19 protein-coding genes are annotated in these 21,149 nt (G+C 72.8%); 10 read left to right on the top strand and 9 right to left on the bottom strand.

Translation table 11 applies throughout. The features are described from left to right. The first annotated feature begins 56 nt into the window (after positions 1-56). Positions 57-884, top strand: coding sequence for a metallophosphoesterase family protein (locus ABD331_RS15070; RefSeq protein WP_344474902.1), 828 nt, complete (start codon positions 57-59; stop codon positions 882-884). Here ABD331_RS15070 and ABD331_RS15065 read toward each other — a convergent pair. After that, positions 879-2,009 carry an aminotransferase class I/II-fold pyridoxal phosphate-dependent enzyme gene (locus ABD331_RS15065; RefSeq protein WP_344474900.1) on the bottom strand — a complete coding sequence of 377 codons (1,131 nt, stop codon included), beginning with the start codon at positions 2,007-2,009 and terminating at the stop codon, positions 879-881. The genes ABD331_RS15070 and ABD331_RS15065 overlap by 6 nt on opposite strands. Continuing rightward, positions 2,006-2,626 (bottom strand): helix-turn-helix transcriptional regulator, encoded by a 621-nt coding sequence (locus ABD331_RS15060; protein ID WP_344474898.1) that lies wholly within the window; start codon positions 2,624-2,626, stop codon positions 2,006-2,008. Before ABD331_RS15060 ends, ABD331_RS15065 begins: the two co-directional genes overlap by 4 nt. Before the next feature lie 109 nt (positions 2,627-2,735). On the opposite strand from ABD331_RS15060, the gene ABD331_RS15055 reads away from it, so the two are divergent. Both ABD331_RS15055 and ABD331_RS15050 read left to right on the top strand, forming a co-directional pair. After that, positions 2,736-3,308 (top strand): ArsR/SmtB family transcription factor, encoded by a 573-nt coding sequence (locus tag ABD331_RS15055; RefSeq protein WP_344474896.1) that lies wholly within the window; start codon positions 2,736-2,738, stop codon positions 3,306-3,308. Continuing rightward, positions 3,305-4,759, top strand: a complete 1,455-nt coding sequence (locus ABD331_RS15050) for an MFS transporter (protein ID WP_344474894.1) — start codon at positions 3,305-3,307, stop codon at positions 4,757-4,759. The genes ABD331_RS15055 and ABD331_RS15050 overlap by 4 nt, the downstream gene beginning before the upstream one ends. Here the strand turns inward: ABD331_RS15050 and ABD331_RS15045 are convergent. The 3 genes from ABD331_RS15045 to ABD331_RS15035 all read right to left on the bottom strand — a co-directional run bounded on the left by ABD331_RS15045 (position 4,746) and on the right by ABD331_RS15035 (position 8,855). Next, positions 4,746-6,377: a hydantoinase B/oxoprolinase family protein gene (locus tag ABD331_RS15045; protein WP_344474892.1), complete on the bottom strand. Its 1,632-nt coding sequence runs from the start codon at positions 6,375-6,377 to the stop codon at positions 4,746-4,748. The genes ABD331_RS15050 and ABD331_RS15045 overlap by 14 nt on opposite strands. Beyond that, on the bottom strand, positions 6,374-8,398 hold the full coding sequence (locus ABD331_RS15040; protein WP_344474890.1) for a hydantoinase/oxoprolinase family protein: 2,025 nt from the start codon (positions 8,396-8,398) through the stop codon (positions 6,374-6,376). The genes ABD331_RS15045 and ABD331_RS15040 overlap by 4 nt, the downstream gene beginning before the upstream one ends. 103 nt (positions 8,399-8,501) lie before the next feature. Continuing rightward, entirely contained in the window at positions 8,502-8,855 is a 354-nt protein-coding gene (locus ABD331_RS15035; protein ID WP_344474888.1) for a hypothetical protein, read from the bottom strand. A gap of 80 nt (positions 8,856-8,935) precedes the next feature. On the opposite strand from ABD331_RS15035, the gene ABD331_RS15030 reads away from it, so the two are divergent. Beyond that, a complete protein-coding gene (locus tag ABD331_RS15030) occupies positions 8,936-9,556 on the top strand; it encodes a YigZ family protein (RefSeq protein WP_344474887.1) in 621 nt (206 codons plus the stop codon). Positions 9,557-9,590: 34 nt separating this feature from the next. Here ABD331_RS15030 and ABD331_RS15025 read toward each other — a convergent pair whose 3' ends face one another. Then, positions 9,591-10,820 carry an isochorismate synthase gene (locus ABD331_RS15025; protein ID WP_344474885.1) on the bottom strand — a complete coding sequence of 410 codons (1,230 nt, stop codon included), beginning with the start codon at positions 10,818-10,820 and terminating at the stop codon, positions 9,591-9,593. A gap of 218 nt (positions 10,821-11,038) precedes the next feature. Here ABD331_RS15025 and ABD331_RS15020 point away from each other — a divergent pair, with 218 nt between their 5' ends. Continuing rightward, positions 11,039-11,875 (top strand): GDSL-type esterase/lipase family protein, encoded by an 837-nt coding sequence (locus ABD331_RS15020; RefSeq protein WP_344474883.1) that lies wholly within the window; start codon positions 11,039-11,041, stop codon positions 11,873-11,875. Between the two features lie 57 nt (positions 11,876-11,932). On the opposite strand, the gene ABD331_RS15015 is transcribed toward ABD331_RS15020, so the two are convergent. Further along, positions 11,933-12,646 carry an HNH endonuclease family protein gene (locus ABD331_RS15015; RefSeq protein WP_344474881.1) on the bottom strand — a complete coding sequence of 238 codons (714 nt, stop codon included), beginning with the start codon at positions 12,644-12,646 and terminating at the stop codon, positions 11,933-11,935. Positions 12,647-12,718: 72 nt separating this feature from the next. Here ABD331_RS15015 and ABD331_RS15010 point away from each other — a divergent pair, with 72 nt between their 5' ends. The 5 genes from ABD331_RS15010 (at position 12,719) to ABD331_RS14990 (ending at position 16,337) form a co-directional block, all read left to right on the top strand. Beyond that, complete coding sequence (locus ABD331_RS15010) at positions 12,719-13,180, top strand: FluC/FEX family fluoride channel (protein WP_344474879.1); 462 nt, start codon at positions 12,719-12,721, stop codon at positions 13,178-13,180. Beyond that, positions 13,177-13,533 carry a fluoride efflux transporter FluC gene (locus ABD331_RS15005; protein WP_344474877.1) on the top strand — a complete coding sequence of 119 codons (357 nt, stop codon included), beginning with the start codon at positions 13,177-13,179 and terminating at the stop codon, positions 13,531-13,533. The genes ABD331_RS15010 and ABD331_RS15005 overlap by 4 nt, the downstream gene beginning before the upstream one ends. Before the next feature lie 77 nt (positions 13,534-13,610). Continuing rightward, a complete protein-coding gene (locus ABD331_RS15000) occupies positions 13,611-14,168 on the top strand; it encodes a hypothetical protein (RefSeq protein WP_344474875.1) in 558 nt (185 codons plus the stop codon). Between the two features lie 164 nt (positions 14,169-14,332). Further along, on the top strand, positions 14,333-15,376 hold the full coding sequence (locus ABD331_RS14995; RefSeq protein WP_344474873.1) for a class I SAM-dependent methyltransferase: 1,044 nt from the start codon (positions 14,333-14,335) through the stop codon (positions 15,374-15,376). Between the two features lie 40 nt (positions 15,377-15,416). Then, positions 15,417-16,337 carry a S1C family serine protease gene (locus ABD331_RS14990; protein ID WP_344474872.1) on the top strand — a complete coding sequence of 307 codons (921 nt, stop codon included), beginning with the start codon at positions 15,417-15,419 and terminating at the stop codon, positions 16,335-16,337. Between the two features lie 154 nt (positions 16,338-16,491). Here ABD331_RS14990 and ABD331_RS14985 read toward each other — a convergent pair whose 3' ends face one another. Beyond that, entirely contained in the window at positions 16,492-17,784 is a 1,293-nt protein-coding gene (locus ABD331_RS14985; protein ID WP_344474870.1) for a glycosyltransferase family 4 protein, read from the bottom strand. Between the two features lie 162 nt (positions 17,785-17,946). Then, positions 17,947-21,090 (bottom strand): S41 family peptidase, encoded by a 3,144-nt coding sequence (locus ABD331_RS14980; RefSeq protein WP_344474868.1) that lies wholly within the window; start codon positions 21,088-21,090, stop codon positions 17,947-17,949. Between the last annotated feature and the right edge of the window lie 59 nt (positions 21,091-21,149).

Raw genomic sequence — 21,149 nt, 5'->3', positions numbered from 1 at the left:
GCTCGTAACGGCACCCCCGGAAGGAGGCCCCGTTGGCGGAGGCGGAGCTGTCTGGCGTGAGCAGGTTGCTGGCGGTCAGCGACCTGCACATCGGTTACCAGGAGAACAGGGCGATCGTGGAGGAGCTGAAACCCGTCACGCCCGGCGACTGGCTGCTGGTGGCGGGCGACGTGGGGGAGCGGCTGGAGGGCATCGAGTGGGCGCTGGGCCTGCTGGCGAGCCGGTTCGAGCGGGTGGTGTGGGTGCCGGGCAACCACGAGCTGTGGACGGTGCCGGGCGAGCCGCCCGAGCTGCGGGGTGTGGCGCGTTACGAGCATCTGGTGGAGATGTGCCGTGAGCTGGGGGTCGTCACGCCGGAGGACGAGTATCCGCTGTGGGAGGGGGCGGGCGGGCCGGTGCGGATCGTGCCGCTGTTCCTGCTGTACGACTACACGTTCCTGCCGCCGGGGCACCACACGAAGGAGAGCGCGCTGACGTACGCCCACAGCACGGGCGTGGTCTGCACCGACGAGTACGTCCTGCACCCCGACCCGTACCCGTCGCGCGACGCCTGGTGCCGCGCCCGGGTGGCGTGGACGCGGCGGCGGCTGGCGGAGCTGGACGACGACGTGCCGCTGGTGTTCGTCAACCACTACCCGCTGGTGCGCGAGCCGACGGACGTGCTGCGTTACCCGCAGTTCGCGCAGTGGTGCGGCACCACGGCCACGCGCGACTGGCATCGCCGCCACCGCACGGCCGCGATGATCTACGGGCATCTGCACATCCCGCGCGTGACCTGGCATGACGGGGTGCGCTTCGAGGAGGTGTCGCTGGGTTATCCGAGGGAGTGGAAGCCCCGTCCCGGCAACCGCCGCCTGCTGCGTGACGTGCTGCCCAGCTCATAGCCCCTTGAGGTGGGCGGCGAAGGCGTCCAGGGCGGGCTGGGGGTCGGCGCGTCCGACGCCGATCCTGAACCGGTCGGCGGGCGTGTCCGTGAGTTGCGAGCGGTAGACGCTCGCGGGCAGGAGCAGCACGCCGGACCGCTCGACGAGGCCGGTGCAGAACGCCTCGACGCCGTCGCGGCCGAGGTAGCGGGGGAAGGCGACGCAGCCGCCGTCGGGCGCGCGCCACTCGAACAGGTCGCCGAACTCGGTGAAGAACGCCTCGAACCGGGGCAGGTTCGCGGCGATGATGGCCCGGTTGCGGATCAGGATCCGGTCCCTGGCCTTGATCGCGATCCGGGCGAGCACCTCGCTGGGCGCGGAGTTGCAGATGGTGGTGTAGTGCTTGGCGCGTTCGAGGCGGGAGCGCAGCTCGCGGTCGCGGCAGGCGATCCAGCCGATGCGCAAGCCGGGCAGGCCGAGCGACTTGGAGGTGACGTTCAGCGACAGCGCGGCGGGCGACAGGTCGGCGGCCTGCGGGAGGGTGCGGGCGGGGTCGAGCTCCAGGCCCCGGTACACCTCGTCGCTGAACAGGTGGATGCCGCGGTCCTCGCACATGGCGGCCAGCTTGGCGAGGTCGGCGGCGGGGATGAGCGCGCCGGTGGGGTTGTTGGGGAAGTTGATCGACACCACCCGGGTGGTAGGCAGCAGGGCCGTCTCTACGGCGTCGAGGTCGAGCGCCCAGCCGCGGGCGGGGTCGAGGGCGACGCCGGTGACCTCGCACAGCGACAGGGGCACGGTCTCGGCGGCCTGGTAGTTAGGGGTGATCACGACGGCGTGGTCGCCGGGGCCGAGCAGCACCTGCATGGCGAGGTAGAGCGCCTCCTCCGCGCCGGAGAAGCAGATCACGTCGTCCGCGCAGACCTGCTCGTACGTGTCCGCGACGGCCTGCCGCAGCCCGGGGTCGCCGAACGTCTCGGTGTAGCCGAGGGTGAGCGTCTCCCAGGCGCGCAGGTCGCCGGGATCGGCGAGGGCGAGCAGCTCGGCCATGGTCATGGTCTGGGCGTCGGAGGCGGTCAGGTGGTGCCGGGCGGTGAACTCCCAGCGGGAGAAGTAGACCTCCAGCCGGAAGTCGGGCAGTCGGCTCACGGTCGGCTCCTTCTGAGGTCGGCGAGCAGCGCGTACAGGGTGGATCGGGAGGTCCTCAGCGCTCCGGCGACGAAGGGGACGGCGCGGCGCACGGCGAACACGCCCGCCGCGTCGAGCTCGGCCAGCACGGCGAGGCGGTCGTCGCGGGTCAGCCGCTCGACGGCGCGCCCGTGCTCGCGGACGTAGCCGCCGACGATCTGGTGCACCCGTTCGGTCCAGTCCTGCTCGAACATGGCCTCGGGGCGCGGCGCGGCCGGCGCGGCGAACGCGGCGAGCAGCGCCGCCGCCTGCTCCAGCGGCGTGCGGTCGAGGTTCACGCACAGCACGGCGGCCGGCTCGCCGCCGTCGTCGCGCAGCACGGCGCTGACGGACGACAGCCTCCGCCCGTCGGGCAGCGTCTTCTCGTACGGGCCGTAGACGTCGTCGTCGGCCGGGTCGAGCCGGTCCAGCTCGCCGAGCATCGACGGGTCGCCCGCGCCGCGCCTGGTCAGCGGGTTCCAGACGGCCAGGACGCGGTCGGTGGCGGGGTCGTGCAGCACCACTTCGGCGTGCGGGGCCAGCAGCTTGGCGATGGCCGCGCACGCGGGCGCCCACGTCCGCACGCGGGGATCTGTCACGCTTCGGATTGTATGTCCAGGTTGGACGTTTTCTCCAACCCGGAAACCGCAAACACTTCTTCGCGAACGACTCTTTGCGAAGAAGTGTTTGCGGTTTAGGCTCCGGAATGTGATCGAACCCGACAAGAGCGTCGTCGTCCTCGACGCCAAAGGCCTGCGGGCCCTGGCCCACCCGGTGCGCGTGCAGCTTGTCGACCTGCTGCGCAAGCACGGCCCGTCCACCGCCACCCGGCTGGCCGAGCGCCTCGGCGTGAACTCCGGCACGGCCAGCTACCACCTGCGCAGGCTCGGCGCGGCCGGGTTCGTGGAGGAGGATCTCGAACGCGGCAACGCGCGCGAGCGGTGGTGGCGCTCGGTGCACCGGGCCACCCGGCTGACGGGCGAGGAGCTGGCCGAGCGGGAGCCGGAGGCGGTGCTGGCGTACATGCAGTCCGTCGCCGCCCTGTACAACCTGCGCACCCAGCAGGCGCTCAACGAGATGCAGACCATGCCGAGGGAGTGGCGCAACGTGCTGGACCTCAGCTCGTTCGCGCTGCGCCTGACACCGGAGGAGGGGGCGCGGCTGCGCGAGGAGCTGGGCGAGGTGATCTCCCGTTACCGGCGGGACGAGCCGGAGGCGCGGGCGCCCGAGGACGCGGTGCGGGTCTCGCTCATCACCCAGCTCCTGCCGGAGCCGTCGTGAGATCGCGGCCGCTGGCCGGGGTGCTGGCGGCCATCACCGTGGCGCTCACCGGCACCAGGGTGTCGGCCATCGCGCTGCCCTGGTTCGTGTACGTGAGCACCGGCAGCGCGGCGCACACGGGGCTGGTGGCGTTCGCCGAGATGGCGCCGTACGTGCTGGTCAAGGCGCTGGCCGGGCCGATCGTCGATCGAGTGGGGCCGCGCCGGGTCTCGTGGGCGACCGACGTGGTGAGCGCGGCGGCGGCCGGGGTGGTCGTGGCGCTGCATGTGATCGGGGTGCTGTCGCTGGGGATGCTGGTCCCGCTCGTCGCGCTGATCGGCGCGGCCAGGGGGCCTGGCGACCTGGCCAAGGAGATCATGATTCCGGAGGCGGCCGAGCGTGGGCGGGTGCCGTTGGAGCGGGCGACCGGCTTGATGGGGGTCACCGAGCGGCTGGCTCAGACGGTGGGGCCCGCGGCCGGGGGTGCGATCGTGGTGGCGTTCGGGCCGATGACGAGCCTGGGGCTGAGCGCGGGGTGCTTCGCGCTGGGCTCGGTGATCGTGGCCTGGGCACTGCCGCGCGGCATGGGACAGGGCGCGATCGGGCAACCCGGGATGGCGCAGGGTGCGGCTGGGCAGGGCGGGCAGGGTGGGCAGGCGCAGGGTGCGGCTGGGCAGGGTGGGCAGGCGCGGCGGGGGGAGGGGGAGGGGTACTGGCGGCGGTTCGGGCAGGGGCTGGCGTTTCTGCGCGGCCAGCCGCTGCTGCTCGCCGTGATCGTCGTGGTCGGGGTCACGAACCTGCTGGACGCGGCCTTCTCCCAAGTGCTGGCGGCCGTGTGGGCCAAGGAGTCCGGGCACGGGCCCGGCGTCCTGGGGCTGAACAGCAGCGTGATGGGCGCGGCGGCGGTCGGCGGGAGCCTGGTGGCGGCGGCGGTGGCGCATCGGATGCGGCGGCGGCCGGTGTTCTTCGTGGCGTTCCTGCTGGCGGGGCCGCTGCGGTTCCTGGCGCTGGCGGGGGATGCGCCGGTGTGGGTGATCGTCGCGGTGTTCGGGGTGAGCGGGTTCGCGGGCGGGTTCCTGAACCCGATCCTGGCGGCGATCACGTACGAGCGGGTGCCGCGCGAGCTGCTGGGGCGGGTGGGGGCGTTGCAGACCTCACTGGCCTGGGCGGGGATCCCACTCGGCGGGCTGCTGGCGGGGGCGGCGGTGTCGGTGGCGGGGCTGGCGCCGGTGCTGCTGGTCTGCGGCGCCACCTACGCGCTGGTCACGGGCCTGGCCGGGCTGCACCCGCAGTGGCGCGAGATGGACCGCCGCCGGACCCGCCCGGCCGCCCCGGCACCAGGGGAAAGCACCGGGACGGCCGCAGCGGTGGCGCTCGCCGCGCCAGGTGGGCCCGGCGACGATGGCCCGCCCGGTGGCCCGCCCGCTGGCCCGCCCGGCGGAGCGGGCCGGGGCGGGGTCAGTGGGGGGTGATCATGCCCTGGGCCAGGTCGGCCGCCGTCGCCTCGGCCGCGCGCCGCTCCGGCGGCCCGTAGCCGCCACCGCCGCCCGACTCGCACCGCAGCACGTCCCCCGCCTTGACCGGCAGCGCGTTGACCTTGAGCACCTCCCGCTCCCCACGAGCCCCCGGGTTGAGCGTGACCCGGGGAGGCGCGCCCGCCGAGCCGCCCGCCAGCCCCCACGCCGGGGTGACCGACCGCTCGAACCACAGCGACAGCGACGTGTCCCCGCAGAACTCGTACTCCCGCACCACCCCGTTCCCGCCCCGCCACTGCCCGGCGCCGCCGGTGTCTGGCCGGACCTCGTAGCGGGTGACGCGGACCGGGAACAAGGTCTCCAGCACCTCGATCGGCATGTCCCGCAGCGAGCCGTTGACGTTGTTGATCAGGCAGCTCTCGCCGTCGCCGCCCTCCCAGGCCCCCCAGCCGCCGACCGTGGCCTCCTGGGAGACGTACAGCTTGCCGGTGCGCGGGTCCGTCCCGGTGAACTGCACGATCATGGAGTCGCCGTACGAGGCCGCCGCGGCCTTGCCGGGCAGCACCGGCGCCAGGGCCTTGACGACCAGGTCGATGAGCAGCCCCAGGTGCGAGTAGTAGTACTGGCAGGCGGCGGGCGACTCGGCGGCCAGCATGGAGCCGGGCCTGGTCTCGACCGACAGCGGGCGGAACGAGCCGCCGTTGAGCGGCACGTCACCGGAGACCAGCAGCTTGTAGCCGACGCGCACGGCGGCCACCGCCTGCGCCGCGCCGCAGTTGACCGGGCCGAGCGCCTGGTCGGCGCAGTCGGTCAGGTCCACGTGCATGCTCTGGCCCGACACGGTGACGGTGACGTGCACGGGCAGCGGCGTGGCCAGGTCGATGCCGTCGTTGTCGAGGAACCCCGACGCCTCGTACACGCCGTCGGGGATGGCCGCGATGGCGGCCCGCTCCATGCGCTCGGTCTGGGCGAAGATCTCGTCGCGGGCCGCCAGCACCGTCTCCAGGCCCCACCGGCCGACGATCTCCTTCAGCCGCCGCTGCCCGGTCATCGCGCAGCTCACCTGCGCGCGCAGGTCGCCGAGCGTGGCGTGCGGGAAGCGGACGTTGCGGGAGATCACCTCGTGCGGGTCGCGGCAGGGCTCGCCGCCCGCGTACACCTTCACCGGGCCCAGCCGCAGCCCCTCCTGGAAGATGGACGTGGAGTCCATCGAGCCGCCCGGGTCCTTGGAGCCGACGTCGAGCCAGTGCGCCCGCGAGGCCGCGAACCCGGCCAGCTCCCCGCCGGCGAAGATCGGCCCGTAGACGGTGACGTCGTTGAGGTGGGTGCCGCCGATGTAGGAGTCGTTGAGCACCCACACGTCGCCCTCCTGCCAGACCTCCCGCCCGTACAGGCGCTCGGTCTCGCGGGTGCACACCTCCAGGTTGCCGAGGAAGATCGGCAGGCCGGACGACTGGCCGAGCACGTTGTGGTCGCGGTCGAGCAGCGCGACGGCGCAGTCCTTGGCCTCGTAGATGACGGGGGTGTAGGAGCTGCGGATGAGGGTGGTGTTCATGTCCTCCGCCGCCTGCAGCAGCGCGCAGCGGATGATCTCGGTGGTGACGGGGTCGATCACGTGTCCACTTTCAGGATGAGGAAGCCGTTGTCGTCCACGGTGGCCAGGCAGCCGGGCGGGATGACCGTGGTCGCGGTCTCCTCCACCACGATCGCCGGCCCTGCCAGCTCGCCGTCCAGGCTCGCGCGGCGCAGCACGGGGGTGCGGTGCACCGCGCCGTCGAAGATCACATCCCGTACGTCCGGAGCCTCCCGCCCGGCGGCGGCGACGGCCGGGGCGGCGGTGCGGGGGAAGGTGCCGAACCCGGTGCTGCGCAGCATGACGAACTCCACCGGCGCCTCGGGTGTGGCGTGCCCGTAACGCGCGGTGTGCGCCTCGGCGTAGCGGGCCGCGATCTCCGCCAGGAACTCCGGCTCGGCCGGCTCGGCCGCGTCGCGCAGCGGGACGGTGAGCGTGTAGTCCTGGCCCTCGTAGCGCAGGTCCACGGAGTGCTCCACGCGCCGCCGCTCCTCGGGGACGCCCTGCCCGGCGAGCGCGTCGAGCGCCTCCCGCTCCAAGGTCACGAAATTTCCGGACATGTCGGCGCCGTCGAGCGTGTCCTGCGGCCGGAAGTACGGATGCGTCAGATCCCTGCGCACCTCCGCCTCCAGCATCCCCCACGCCGAGAACGCCCCCGGGAAGCGCGGCACCACCACCTCGGAGATCCCCAGCTCCCGCGCGATGAACACCGCGTGCATCGCCCCCGCCCCGCCGAACGCCACCAGCGAGAACTCGCGCGGCTCCACCCCGTGCTCCACGGTCAGCGTGCGGATCGCCTGCGCCATCTTCGCGTTGGCCACGTCGCAGATTCCCTCGGCCAGCGCCAGCGGATCCAGCCGCAGCTCCCCGGCCAGCTCCGCCACCGCCGCCCCGGCGGCCTCCGCGTCCAGCGTCATCAGCCCGCCCGCGAACCACGCCGGATCCACCCGTCCCAGCACCACGTTCGCGTCGGTGACGGTCGGCCGCGAGCCGCCCCTGCCGTAACAGGCCGGGCCCGGCACCGCGCCCGCCGACTCGGGGCCGACCCGCAGCGCGCCCGCCTCCGCGTAGGCGATCGAGCCGCCACCCGCGCCGATCGTGTGCAGGTTCACGATCGGCATCAGCACCGGGTAGCCCTCGATGCGCGCCTCGCTGTTGACGTCCGGCCGGCCGTCCACGACCAGCGACACGTCGAACGACGTGCCGCCCATGTCCACACAGATCAGGTTCCCGGCGCCCAGCAGGCGGGAGGCGGCCACGCCGCCCATCGTCCCGCCGACCGGCCCCGACAGCAGCGTCTGCAGCGGGCGGCGCCTGGCGTACGCGGCGTTCACCACCCCCCCCGACGACTGCATCACGTGCACCGGCACGGCCAGCCCGCGCTCGGCGAAACGCCGCTCGATCCCGGCCAGGTACCGCCGCACCACCGGCCCGGTGTAGGCCTCCAGCACCGCCGACGACGTCCGCTCGTACTCCCGCCACTCCCGCGCCACCTCGTGCGAGAGCACCACCAGCACGTCCTCACCCAGCTCGGCCCGCAGGATCTCACCCGCCCTGACCTCGTGCGCCGGGTTGACGTAGGAGAACAGCAGGCACACCGCCACCGCGTCGAACCCCTCGGCCCGCGCCCGCCGCGCCGCCGCCCGCACCGACTCCTCGTCCAGCGGCGTCAGCTCCCGCCCTTGGTAGTCGAGCCGGCCGCCCGCCTCCATGACGTCCTGGCGCGGCACCAGCGGCTCCGGCTTGCGGTAGCGCAGGTCGAACATGCGGTCCCGGTTGCCCCTGGCGATCTGGTAGACGTCCCGGCCGCCCCGGCTCGCCAGCAGCAGCACGCGGGCGCCCTTGCGCTCCAGCAGCGCGTTGAGCCCCTGGGTGGTGCCGTGCACGAAGAACGAGATGCCCGCCGGATCGTCCACGACCCGCCCGAGCGCGGCGAACACGCCCTCGGCCAGGTCGCCCGGGGTGGAGGGCGCCTTCGATGCCGTCACGGCACCCGACCGCTCGTCGTAGCAGACGACGTCGGTGAAGGTGCCGCCGATGTCCATGGCGACGCGATAGCTCATGCCGAGAACCGTACGAGGTGCCGGGAGCGCCGCGATGTGCGGGCCGCACACCGCGGCGCGCCCGGCAGTGCATCCCGCAAGGGGACGCCGTTCCCCGTGACGATCAGGCCACTGTTATGTCCCCCACCGCCACCGACCGCTCCCCGGAGCCGGTGACCGGCACCCGGGGGAGCATCGCGGTCACCTCCCGCCGCAACAGCGGGTCGGCCCGGAACTCCTCCATGATCGCGTTTCGCAAGGCCGCGCGCCCCGACTCGTCGTCGGGCTTGGCGCCCGCCACCCGGCCGATCACCCGGTGTGCCTGCGCGTCCCCCCGGCCGAAGACCCGCTGCAGGATGCGCGAGCCGCGGGCCACCTCCGTGTCCGCGGCCAGCTCGCTGGTCTTGGCCAGCACCCCGGTGCCGTACGCGTCGATCGCTGCCGTGACGAAAGGCATGACATTGTCCGCAGTGTCCATGAGACCCTCCCATAGGTCCTTATGGAATGACGAGATGGTAGCTCCCGAAGTTCCGGCGGCGAGGGCATACCCTTGCGATTGTGCCTGCCCCGTACCTCACGCTGAAGACCGTCGTCGAACACGAGAGCGAGGCGCGGCGCTCGCGCTTCATCTGCGCCCTGGCCCCGGCGCGCACGGTCGAGGAGGCCGTCGCCTTCATCGCGGGCCGCCGCCGCGAGCATCCCGCCGCCAGCCACAACTGCACGGCGTACGTGATCGGGGAGCGCATCCAGAAGGGCGACGACGACGGCGAGCCGGGCGGCACCGCGGGCACGCCCATGGTTCAGGCGCTGGTCGGGCGGGGGTTCAGCGACGTGGTGGCGGTGGTGACGCGGTACTTCGGCGGCACCCTGCTGGGAGCGGGCGGGCTGGTGCGCGCCTACGGCTCGGCGGTCACCGAGACGCTCGACCGGGCCGACGCCGTGCGCATGGTCCCCGCCAAGCTGGTGCGCGTCGCGGTGGCGCACGACCAGGCCGGGCGGGTGGAGAACGACCTGCGGGCCTCGCGGCACGCGGTGCGGGAGGTGGCCTACGCGGGGGAGGTCACGTTCGACGTCGCGGTGGGCGAGGACGAGGTGGCCGCGTTCGCCGACTGGGTGGCCACGCTGACGGCCGGCCGGGCGCGCGTGGAGATCGGCGACGACCTCCACGTCCCGGCCTGAGTGGCCCTGGGCGATGGCAGCACGCGACGTGCGGTCAGCCCTCCAGTGCGTACTGCATGACGCGGAACTTCGCCTGCGCCTCGGCCAGCTCGGCCGCCGGATCGGAGTCACCCATGATCCCGCCGCCCGCGAACAGCCGGGCCCGCCGCCCCTGCACCTGCCCGGACCGCAGCGCGATGCCCCACTCCCCGTCGCCGTTGGCGTCGATCCACCCCACCGGACCGGCGTACCCGGCGCGATCCATGCCCTCCAGCTCGCGGATGACCTGGATCGCCGTCTTGGTCGGGGTGCCGCCGACAGCCGCCGTCGGGTGCATGGCCGCCACCACGTCGAGCACCGAGGCCCCGTCGGCCAGCCTGCCGGTGACGTGGCTGGCCAGGTGCTGCACATTCGGCAGCACGAGCAGCTCCGGCTCGTCGGGCGTGGTGAGGGCGGAGCACAGCGGCGACAGCGTCTGGCGTACGGAGGCGATCGCGCACTCGTGCTCGTGCCGGTCCTTCGCCGAGGCGAACAGCGCCGCCCCGCGCGCGAGGTCGTCGGCCGCGCCGGTGCCGCGCGCGGTCGTGCCGGCCAGCACGAGCGACTCGATCTCCTGCCCCGTACGCCGGATCAGCAGCTCAGGCGTGGCGCCGACCAGCCCCGCCACCGAGAACGTGTAGCACTCGGGGTAGCGGGCGGCCAGCCTGGACAGCAGCAGCCGCACGTCGATCGGCCGCTCGGTGGTGGCGACCAGGTCGCGGGCCAGCACCACCTTCTCCAGCTCGCCCTCCCGGATGCGCCGCGCGGCGCGCGCCACGACGCCCTGCCACTCGGGCGCGGTCAGGCTGCCGTCGCCGTAGCTGATCCGGCCCGGGTCGCGGACCGGGGTGAACGTCTCCAGCGGCGTGTCGCCGACGGTGGTCAGCCAGGCCTGGCCGTCGCGGCGGGCCAGCACGGCCCGCGGGACGACGAGGACGGAGCCGTGGGCGTCCTCGTCGAAGGTGAAGCTGCCGAAGGCGACCGCGCCGGAGCCGGGGGTGCGCACGTCGTCGTGCACCTGCGCGTCACCCAGCACGGTGGCCAGCCACTCGCGGGCCCAGGCGAACCGGCCGGGACCCGGGGGCACGGCCACCCGGGCGGCCTCTCCCCAGCCGACGAGGCCCTCTCCGTTCCTGATCCACGCGTATGGGGCCGTACGGGGGAGGGAAGCCAGCAGGTCACCGGGGTCGCCAACAGGGGTGGTGCGAACCGGCAGCGGGCGGGTTGTTCCGAGCGCGACACTCACCCAAGACACTCTATGCGGGAACTGAACACGTTCGACTCGGACCCCCGTGAATGCAGGGTTACGGGCAAAGAACCCAGAAAAAACCGGATGCCAAGCATTATTGGGACGGACCAGTTTCGGTCTGGTCTGTCAAGCGGCGATATGAAGTCGGTCCTGAACTGGCAGACCTTGCCCTGAGGCCATAGTGAGCCGGTGATCGGCTCCCTACCTTGGTGCTCATGATCGCTCGACTGGGGCCCGTGCTGGCCGCCGCCGTCGTCCTCACCGGCGCACCCCCCGTTCAGGCCGCGAGCTCGGCCCAGCCCGTCCCCGCCGTCATGGCCGCTCTCGGCGACTCCATCTCCACCGGCTTCAACGCCTGCGGCTGGTACGTCTCCTGCACGGCCCGCTCCTGGTCCACCGGCGACAGCGCCGAGGTCAGCAGCCACTACGCCCGCCTCACCGCGCTGTCTGGAACGCTCCAGAAGCACAACCCCAACTTCGCCGCCCCCGGCGCGACCAGCGCCGACCTGCTCGCCCAGATGAAGAAGGCGATCGCGGCCAAGGCCGACTACGTGACGATTCTCATAGGCGCCCAGGACGCGTGCACCCGCACCGAGCAGTCGATGACGCCCGTCGAGACCTACCGGCGGCGCCTGGACGCGGCGCTGGCCGCGCTGCGCTCCGGCGTGCCGGGGGCCAGGGTGCTGATCGCCAGCATCCCCGACGTGCGGCGGCTGTGGCAGGTCGGCAAGGGCAACGCGCTGGCGCGCACGTTCTGGACGACCGGGCGCATCTGCCAGTCGATGCTGGCCGACCCGACCTCCACCCGGCGGGCCGACGAGCAGCGCCGCGCCCGGGTGCGGGCCCGCGTGATGGCGTTCAACCGGGCCGCCGCCGCGGCCTGTGCCGCGTACGGGTCCCGCTGCCGTACCGATGGGGGAGCGGTCTTCTCCTACCCGTTCACCCTCGACCACGTCAGCAAGTGGGACTACTTCCACCCCAACACCTCAGGGCAGCGGGTGCTCGCGGAGCGCACCTACGCACGCGGCTTCACCTGGCTCGACCCCCGTTAGCGGCGCTGGGCGGGCACTGGGCGGGCACTGCGCGCGTCGGGCGGGCATGGTGTCGTGTCAGCGGCACTGGGCGAGCATGGTTCGCTTGTCGGCGGGCGTGACGGGAATGTCGTACTTGAGCGACACCTGCGCCCACCGGGTGACGTAGGCGCACCGCACGCTGCGCTGGGGCGGCAGCCAGCCCGCCGGCCCGTTGGCGTCCTTCTGCTCGTTGGCGTCACCGTCCACGGGCAGCAGGTTGAGCGGGTCGTTGGCGAAGTCCAGCCGCTTGGCCATCGCCCACCGCGGCGCGCCCATCCGCCACCCGTAGTTCAGCGGGACCACGTGGTCGACCTGCACCTCGTCGGCGTTGTCCTTGTGCCAGTGGATCAGCCGCCCGGTGTAGGGGTCGGTCAGCTCCATCGAGACGACCTCGCAGGTCGAGCCCGTCCTGAACTTCACATTCTGCCCGTCGCGGGCCAGCAGGTCGTCGCGGGTGCGGCAGCCGTTGCGCGCGTACGGCACCCCGGTCGCGCTGTCGGCCCAGTTCTCGCCGTACCGGGTGCGGGCGTAGCCGGTGTTCGAGCCGAGGTCCTTGACCCGCAACCGTTTGATGAGCCCCCGTGCCTCGGACTTCTCGGCGTCGGAGATGATGGGGGCCAGACCCGGCAGAGTGCCGCTGACGTTGCCCAGCGGGCTGGCCGCCGTCGCCGGCTGGGTCTTGGCACTGCCGATGAAGGAAACGACGATGATGGCTCCGGCGAGGACCGCGACCGCGTCCTTGGTGCTCAAGCACGCCTCCACGAGCATGAGGTTGTCTAGAGAAATTCCCGGCTTCGCCCGTTTCGACACGGGGAGGGTTCTGTGACCGAGCGTCCCATGGATCCGGACGTCGATCTTCACATGCCGGAGCAGCGTGCCGAGGCGCGCTGGCCGGTGCTCGCCGCGATCGCGGCGGGCGGCGCGCTCGGTGCCCTGGCCAGGCATGGCCTGCAGTCGGCGCTGCCGTCCGGCGCCGCCGACTTCCAGTGGGCGACGTTCCTGGTCAACGTGTCGGGCTGTCTGCTCATGGGGGTGCTCATGGTGGTGATCACGGAGGTGCGCAAGGCCCACCGGCTGGTGCGGCCGTTCCTGGGGGTGGGGGTGCTGGGCGGGTACACGACGTTCTCGACGTACGCGGTGGACGTGCAGCGCGCGGTGGCGGCGGGCGCGCCGGTCACCGGGCTGCTCTACCTGGCCGCGACCGTGCTCGCGGCGCTCGCCGCGGTGACGGCCGGCGTGTGGCTGACGCGGCGGGTCGCGTCCGTGAGGGCGGGTGCGCGGTGACGCTGCTGCTCATCGTGCTGGGCGCGGCGGTGGGAGCGCCGCTGCGCTATCTCACCGACCGGGCCGTGCAGGCGCGGCACGACACCGTCTTCCCCTGGGGGACGCTGACGGTCAACGTCGCAGGTTCGGCGCTGCTGGGCTTCCTGACCGCGCTGCCGGTGGAGGGCGGGGTGATGGCGCTGGCGGGCACGGGGTTCTGCGGGGCGCTGACGACGTGGTCGACGCTGGGGTACGAAACGGTACGGCTGGTGGAGGAGGACGTCCGTCTCTACGCGGTCGCCAACGCGGTGGCCAGCGTGATGGCCGGGCTGGGCGCGGCCTACTGCGGGGCGGCGCTGGCCCAGGCAGTATGATCATCGGCGCGTCGGCGGGGGAGGGACGGCACGTGGGTCAGGTGTTAGCGCGGCTGGCGGGGCATGGAGTGACACTGGTGCCCTGGTGGCCCTACGGCTTCGAACGTTCCCCCGGCGCCCCCGGCGTCGTCACCGTCATCCAGGGCGCGGGCGAGACGACCCGCACCGCGACCGTCGACGTGGCCGACGCCCGCACCGTGGAGCAGGTCGTGGACGTGCTGCCCGGCCCCGAGGAACGCCTCTGGCGGATCGAGACCTCGCTGTACTCGGTGATCTGGCCGGAGGAGTTCGCCATCGAGTCGGCGCCCAGCGGCGACTCCACCCCCTTCTACCTGTGGGGGCCGGACGAGTGCCTCATCTACCCGCAGGGGCCGGTGGCGCGCGACCGCATCCCGCCGCTCGTCGAGCTGGCAGGGCCGGGCCAGACCATGCTGTCCCAGCAGCGGCACGACCCCGATCTGGAGTCGGTGGACATCGCCTACCGGCACGAGGGGGAGAGCTGGCGGCAGTCGCACCACCTGGTGCCGTTCGGGGCGGGACGCGCGATCGTCATCACCGCGCAGGCGCCCGCCGCGCACGCGGACCTGATCTGGCGGGCCGCCCAGGCCGTCGCCCGCAGCGTCACGGCACGCTAGCGGCGCAGGGCCGCTGCTCCCCGGCCTGTCCCTGATGCCGCCGATGGAACGGAATGTCACGCCCCTCAGGGAGAGGGCGACGGCTCCCGCCGATCGGCCGGAGCCGGGGGCGGCCCGCGGCGCCGCTCCCCGCCCGACGACACGACTCAGGGGAGACCACGGCGATGAACGAAGAACGATTGATGCAGTTCCTGGGCAAGTTCGTCAGCGACGTCGGCGCCACCATGGCGGCGGGCGGCGTCGTCGTCGGCGATCGGCTCGGCCTCTACCAGGCGCTCGCCGACAAGCCGCAACTGCCGGAGGAACTGGCCGGCCGCACCGGCACCGCGCCGCGCTACGTCGAGGAGTGGCTGCGCGGCCAGGCGGCGGGCGGCTACGTCGAGTACGACACCGAGACGGGGCACTACTGGCTGACCGAGGAGCAGGCGTACGCGCTGACCGACCCCGACGGCCCCGTGCTCGGCGGCTTCCAGCTCGCCATCGGCGCGCTCAAGGCGGAGCCGCGCATCACCGAGGCGTTCCGCACCGGGCAGGGCGTCGGCTGGCACGAGCACGACGCGGACGTCTTCTCCGGCTGCGAGCGCTTCTTCCGCTTCGGCTACACGGCCAACCTCGTCAGCGGCTGGCTACCCGCGCTCGACGGAGTGGAGGACGGCCTGCGCGCCGGGATCAGGGTCGCCGACGTCGGGTGCGGGCACGGCGCGTCCACCACGCTGATGGCGCGGGCGTTCCCCGCCTCGGCGTACGTCGGCTGGGACTACCACGGCGCGTCCGTCGAACGGGCCCGCCAGCGGGCCGGCGCGCACGGGCTCGGCGACCGCGTCCAGTTCAGGGTGGGCAGCGCGCAGACCTTCGACGGCGGCCCGTACGACCTGGTGACCACGTTCGACGCGCTGCACGACATGGGCGATCCGCTCGGCGCGGCGCGGCGGGTGCGCGGCCAGCTCGCCGACGACGGCACCTGGATGATCGTGGAGCCGGCGGCGGGCGCGTCGCTGAGCGAGAACCTCAACCCGGTGGGCCGCGCCTACTACGCCTTCTCGGCGTTCCTGTGCGTGCCGAACGCGCTGTCGCAGGAGGGCGGCTACGCCCTCGGCGCGCAGGCCGGGGAGGAGCCGGTGCGGCGGCTGGCGGCCGAAGCCGGTTTCGGCCGGTTCCGCCGGGTGGCGCAGACGCCGTTCAACCTCGTCTACGAGGCACGGCCGTGAGGAGTTACCGTGTAAGCAAGTAATCATTCTGGAGGACCCCATGGCGGACCCCCTCGACGCCTACTCCCAGGTCGTGTCGTCCGTGGCGGCGGAGCTGCTGCCCAAGGTGGCCAGCGTGCGGACCCGTCAGGGCAGCGGGTCCGCGGTGGTGTTCACCGCGGACGGGTTCCTGCTGACCAACGCGCACGTCGTCGGCTCCGCCCGGTCGGGCACCGTGGCGTTCGCCGACGGGTCCTCCGGCGACTTCCAGGTCATCGGCCGCGACCCGCTGTCGGACCTGGCGGTCATCAGGGCGCAGGCCGCCACGCCGCCGCCCGCCGAGCTGGGCGACAGCGACGAGCTCGTGGTCGGCCAGCTCGTGGTGGCCGTGGGCAACCCGCTCGGGCTGGCCGGGTCGGTGACCGCCGGAGTGGTGTCCGGGCTGGGGCGCTCGCTGCCCGCGCGCAGCGGCGCGAACATGCGGCTGATCGAGGACGTCATCCAGACCGACGCGGCGCTCAACCCCGGCAACTCCGGCGGGGCGCTGGCCGACTCGCGGGCGCGGGTGGTCGGCGTCAACACGGCGGTCGCCGGGATCGGGGTGGGGCTGGCCGTGCCGGTCAACGGCACGACCCGCTCCATCATCGCGGCCCTGATCAGGGACGGGCGGGTCCGCCGGGCGTTCCTCGGGTTGGTGACGTCCCCGGCGCCGCTGCCCGAGGAGCTGCGGCGGCGCACCGGGCAGAACGGGGCGCTGCGCGTGGTCGAGGTGGTGCCGGGGTCGCCCGCGCACCGGGCCGGGCTGCGCGCGGGCGACCTGGTGCTGAGCGCCGGGCGCACCCCGGTGGGCGACGCGCAGAGCCTGCAGCGGCTGATGTTCGCCGAGGCGATCGGACGGCCGCTGCCGATCACCGTGCACCGCAACGGCGCGCTCGTGGACGTGATCGCCGAGCCGGTGGAGCTCACCGGCACGGGCGTCTAGACACGCCAGGCCACGGGCAGTCCGGCCTTAGCGGTCACGGGCATGGCTGCTTGCGGGGTCACGGGCAGTCCGGCTTTCGCGGTCACGGGCAGTCCGGCTTGCGGGGTCACGGGCAGTCCGGCTTTCGCGGTCACGGGCAGTCCGGCTTGCGGGGTCACGGGCAGGGCGGCGGCAGCTCGGGCGTGACGGCCGGGCGGGTCTTGGCCTCGCGCCGGGCCAGCAGGTCGGCGAGCAGGTCGTCCCACTGCCGTCCGATGACGTCCACGTCGTACGTGCGGGCCGTCTCCAGCGCCCGCGCGGCCAGCCCGCGGCGCAGCTGCTCGTCCTCGATGACCCGGATGATCGACGCGGCGAGGTTGGCGTTGGTGCGCGGCTTGACCAGCAGCCCGTCCACCTCGTTCGTGATCATCTCCTTGGGCCCGTGCGGGCTGTTGAAGCTGACGATCGACAGCCCCTTGGCCATGGCCTCCAGGATCGTCATGGGGAAGCCCTCGTGCCGCGAGCTGAGCACGTAGATCGACGCCTTCTCCAGCTCGGCCCCCACGTCGGTGGTCGGCCCCGGCAGCTCGACCTTGCCCTCCAGGCCCGCCTCCACGATCTGCTGGGCGAGGTTCTCCTCCTGCGGCCCCGCGCCGTAGATGCGCAGCTTCCAGTCGGGGTGGGCGGCGGCGACCGTCTCCCAGGCGGTGATCAGCCGGTGGAAGCCCTTGATGCGGGTCATCCTGCCGACCGCGACGGCCACCTTGGCGTCCAGCTTGGAGATCTCGCCCGTCATCGGCGGCACCGCGTTGGGGATGCGGGTCAGCTTGCGCGGCTTCTTCGGCAGCGTGTCGCGGTAGTCGCGCAGGTCGGCCTTGGTGAGGGTGACCAGCGCGTCGAGGCGGCGGTAGCGCCACTTGATGAGCTCCTGGACGGGCTCCGGCTGCGTGCGCAGGGCCACGTGTTCCTGCCCGATCGTGATCACGCCGGGCGGCGCTAACTGGGCCATCGCGAGGTTCAGCCCCGGGCGGGTGGCCATCAGCACGCCGGTGTCGAGGGAGCGGATGAAGCGGGCCAGCCTGAGGTCGGTCCACAGGTTGAAGCGGTGGTAGGCCGACTCCTCCTTGGGGATGAGCCTGCTCGGCATCTTCGACAACATCGCGCGCACGGGGTCGTGGCCGGGGTTGATCCGGTCGTCCAGGAAGCGGAACCTCACCCGCGGGTCGATCGGGAAGAACGGCTCCTCGGCCTCCTTCAGGATGCTCACGATCTCGACGTCGTGGTTCTCGGCCAGGTAGCTGGCCAGGTTGAACACCGTCCTGATCGTGCCTCCCATCCCGTAGGCGTGCAGGAGCAGGATGCGTACCTGCCGGGTCGAGGGTGGTGGCGCGCTGCTCGCCTTGCGCCGGTTGTATCCCCGATAAAGCCGTCGCATCGCCGACTTGCCCTTGCGTGCCAGTGCGCGCACCTGACAAATCCCCCTTTAGTCGCGGAAGCAGTCTCAACACACGTGGCCGGTGGTGAGAACGGACTTCTCACCACCGGCCATACTCTCTCCGTCGGCGGAGTGCATTCTGTTCATCCCCGATGCACTTTCCCCGCCTATGATCTTTAGACGCCGGAAAGGTCATCAAGGTTGCATGCGCGGCCTATGCCGGGGATCGGGGGTATGCGGCGGACGCTCAGCCAGCAGCTCCAGCGCGACGTCGATGGCCCGCTCGAGCTGCGTGTCCACGCCCCTGGCGTAATCCTGCGGGGTGATGTCCACCTCGATGTCGGGGTCCGTGCCGTAGTTCTCCACCTGCCAGCCCACATCGTCGAAGGCGAAGGAGAATTCGGGCTGCGTCGTCACCGTCCCGTCGGCGAGGGTGTGGCGCGGCCAGATGCCGATCACGCCGCCCCAGGTGCGCCTGCCGACCAGCGGGCCCAGCCTCAGCAGCTTGAAGGTGTGGCTGAAGATGTCGCCGTCGGAGCCCGCCCACTCGTTCGTGATCGCCACCAGCGGGCCGCGCGGCGACTCAGGCGGGTACGGCTCGGGGTCGCCCCACCTCGGGTAGTCGTAGCCCAGCCGCCGCCTGGCCAGCTTCTGCAGCAGCAGCGACGACACGTGGCCGCCGCCGTTGAAGCGCACGTCCACGATGAGCGCGTGCCGGTCGTACTCGGCCAGGAACCCCCGGTGGAACTCGCCGAACCCGTCCGGGCCCATGTCCGGCACGTGCAGGTAGCCGATCCGGCCGCCGGAACGCTGGTGGCACTGGGCGCGGTTGAGGTTCACCCAGTCGCGGTAGCGGGCGGGCTGGTCGTCGGACAGCGCCCGCACGGTGACGGTGAAGACGCGCTCCTCGCGGCGCAGCGTCAGCTCCACCTCCTCGCCGGCCTGGTTGACCAGGCGCTCGTTCGGGGTGGCCGCCGACGCGCCGATGGGCGCGCCGTTGATGGCCAGGACGGCGTCACCCGTACGGACGTCCAGGCCGACCCGGTTCAGCGGCGAGGTGGCCTCGGGATCCCACGGGTCGCCCGTCACGATCGCCGCGATATGGTAGACGCCGTCGCGCAGCCGCCAGTCGACGCCCAGCTTGCCCTGGCTGTAGTCGGGGCCGGGACGGTACTCGCCGCCGCTCTCGTACGCGTGGCTGGTGGCCAGCTCGCCGTGCAGCTCCCACAGCAGGTCGGAGAACTCGCCCCGGGTCGTCACCCGCTCCACGAGCGGCCGGTAGCGGTCGTAGACGGCCGGCCAGTCCACGCCCGCCATGTCCTCGGTCCAGAAGTTCTCCCGCTGCAGCCGCCACGCCTCCCTGAACATCTGCCGCCACTCCGCCTCCGGGCAGACCGACACCTTGATCCGCGACAGGTCGATCCAGCCGCTCTCCCGCCCCGGCGTCTCCTCGTCGCCCGGCACCTCGCCCGCCTTCACCACGCGCAGCCTGCCGCCCGCCCGGTACAGCAGCGTCTTGTGGTCGCGGCCCAGCTCGAACCTGCTCACCCCGTCGGCGAACGTCTCGCTCTCGCCCTTGGCGAAGTCGAACAGGTGCAGCGTGTCGTCCCCGTGCAGCGGGCTGGTCAGGATCAGCGCCTTGCCGCCCTTCAGCCCCGCCACCCGCTCGTAGCGGCCCTCGGGCAGCGGGAACGCGGTGACCCGGCGCGCCAGCCCGTCCACGTCCACCCGCAGCGCCTCGCTCTCCTCCTCGTCCTCCTCGTCCTCGTCGTCGTCCTTCTCGTGCAGCGGGCGTGGCCGGGGCACGAACGGGTCCGGCACGTCCGCGCGCAACGCCACCGCGTACGGGCGGGTGCCCAGCGGGAAACCCAGGTCGAACTGGAGCTGGTCGTAGACGGGGGAGAAGGCTCGCTGGCCGATGAAGTACAGATACCTCCCGAGCGGGTCGAAGGCGGGCATCGAGTCCTTCAGCACCGGCTCGCTCGCCTGCGCCGTCCGGCCCGTGCCCGGATGGTGCAGCCTGATCGCGGTGGTCTGCGCGTTGAGCGGGCTCGCGTACGCCAGCCACTCGCCGTCGTGCGACCACGCCGGATCCTCCGGCGGCCCGTGCGGGTTGGCCTCCACCAGCTCCGCCCGGCCCGTCTCCAGGTCGAGCAGGTGCAGCTCGTGGCGGTGGTTGACGACCGCGACCCGGTCGTGCGCCGGGTCAGGGACGAGATCGTTGATCCGGCCCAGCCGCGCCACCTCCGTGCCGGGGCCGCCCTCGCCGCCCTCCAGGACGATCAGCTTCTCCTCGTCGGCGTCGTCACTGGCCGCCGCGATCAGCCGCACGCCGTCGTTCAGCCAGGTCAGAAAGCGGTAGCGGACGCCGTCGGGGGAGCCGTGCTGGCGTACCGGGCCCTCCCAGTCGGCCATCGCGTACGCCTTGCCGCGCGCCGTGATCGCCAGCGCGCTGCCGTCGGGGCTCAGCGTGGCGCTGTCGAGGTAGTCGGCGGCGTCGACGAACCTGCGGTTGCGCTGCGTCCTGGAGCTGGCCAGCCGCACCTCCAGCTTGCGCGGCCGCTCACCGGGCTCCCCGAGCTGCTCGGGCTCCAGCAGGTAGAGGTCGGCGCCCGCGTGGTAGACCAGCCGCCGGCCGTCGCTGGACAGGTTGCGCGCGTAGTAGTCGTCGTGGTGGGTGTGCTTGCGCAGGTCCTGGCCGTCGGGGGTGCACGAGTAGACGTTGCCGACGCCCTCGTGGTCAGAGATGAAGCACACCCGGCCGCCGCTCCAGCACGGCGAGGCCAGGTTCCCCGGCAGCCTGATCAGCCTGCCGAACTCGCCGTCGCCGCCGGCGTCGATCCACAGGTCGCCCACGGTGCCGCCGCGGTACCGCTTCCACCGCGCGGGGTCCGCGGTGTTGCGGCCCAGCACGATCATGTTCTCGGGTCCGAACGCGATCGAGTTCGCCGGCCCGTAAGGCAGCCGCTCCGGCACCCCGCCCGGCGCCACCCGGTGCAGCCAACTGCGGCCCTCGAACGGCTGGGACTGGTCGCTGGCGTACAGGATGCACCCCTCCGGATCCCACCCCGTCACCGTGCAGCGGGCTCCATGAAAGGTCACCCGGCGGGCCGCGCCGCCGCCGGACGGCATCACGTACACCTCTTCCGGGCCCTCCTCGCGCCCGACGAAGGCGAGCTGGTCGCCGCGCGGCGAGATGCGCGGATAACCGGCCTCGGCCAGCCCGGCCGTCAGCCGGAAGGCCCGCCCGCCGTGGGCCGAGACCATCCACAGGTCGTCCTCGGCGGCGAAGACCACCACGTCCTGAAAGACGGCGGGGAAACGCAGGTAAGCCGACATGACAGCTCCACTGGTTCGATCGGACAGCCGGGGCGCTCGCGGGGCCGCGGCCGTCCGAT

Source organism: Nonomuraea monospora (assembly GCF_039531895.1).
In the GTDB taxonomy this organism is placed as follows: Bacteria; Actinomycetota; Actinomycetes; order Streptosporangiales; family Streptosporangiaceae; genus Nonomuraea; species Nonomuraea monospora.
Note: the sequence above shows the minus strand (reverse complement) of the source record. Positions and strands in the feature narration are given on the sequence as shown.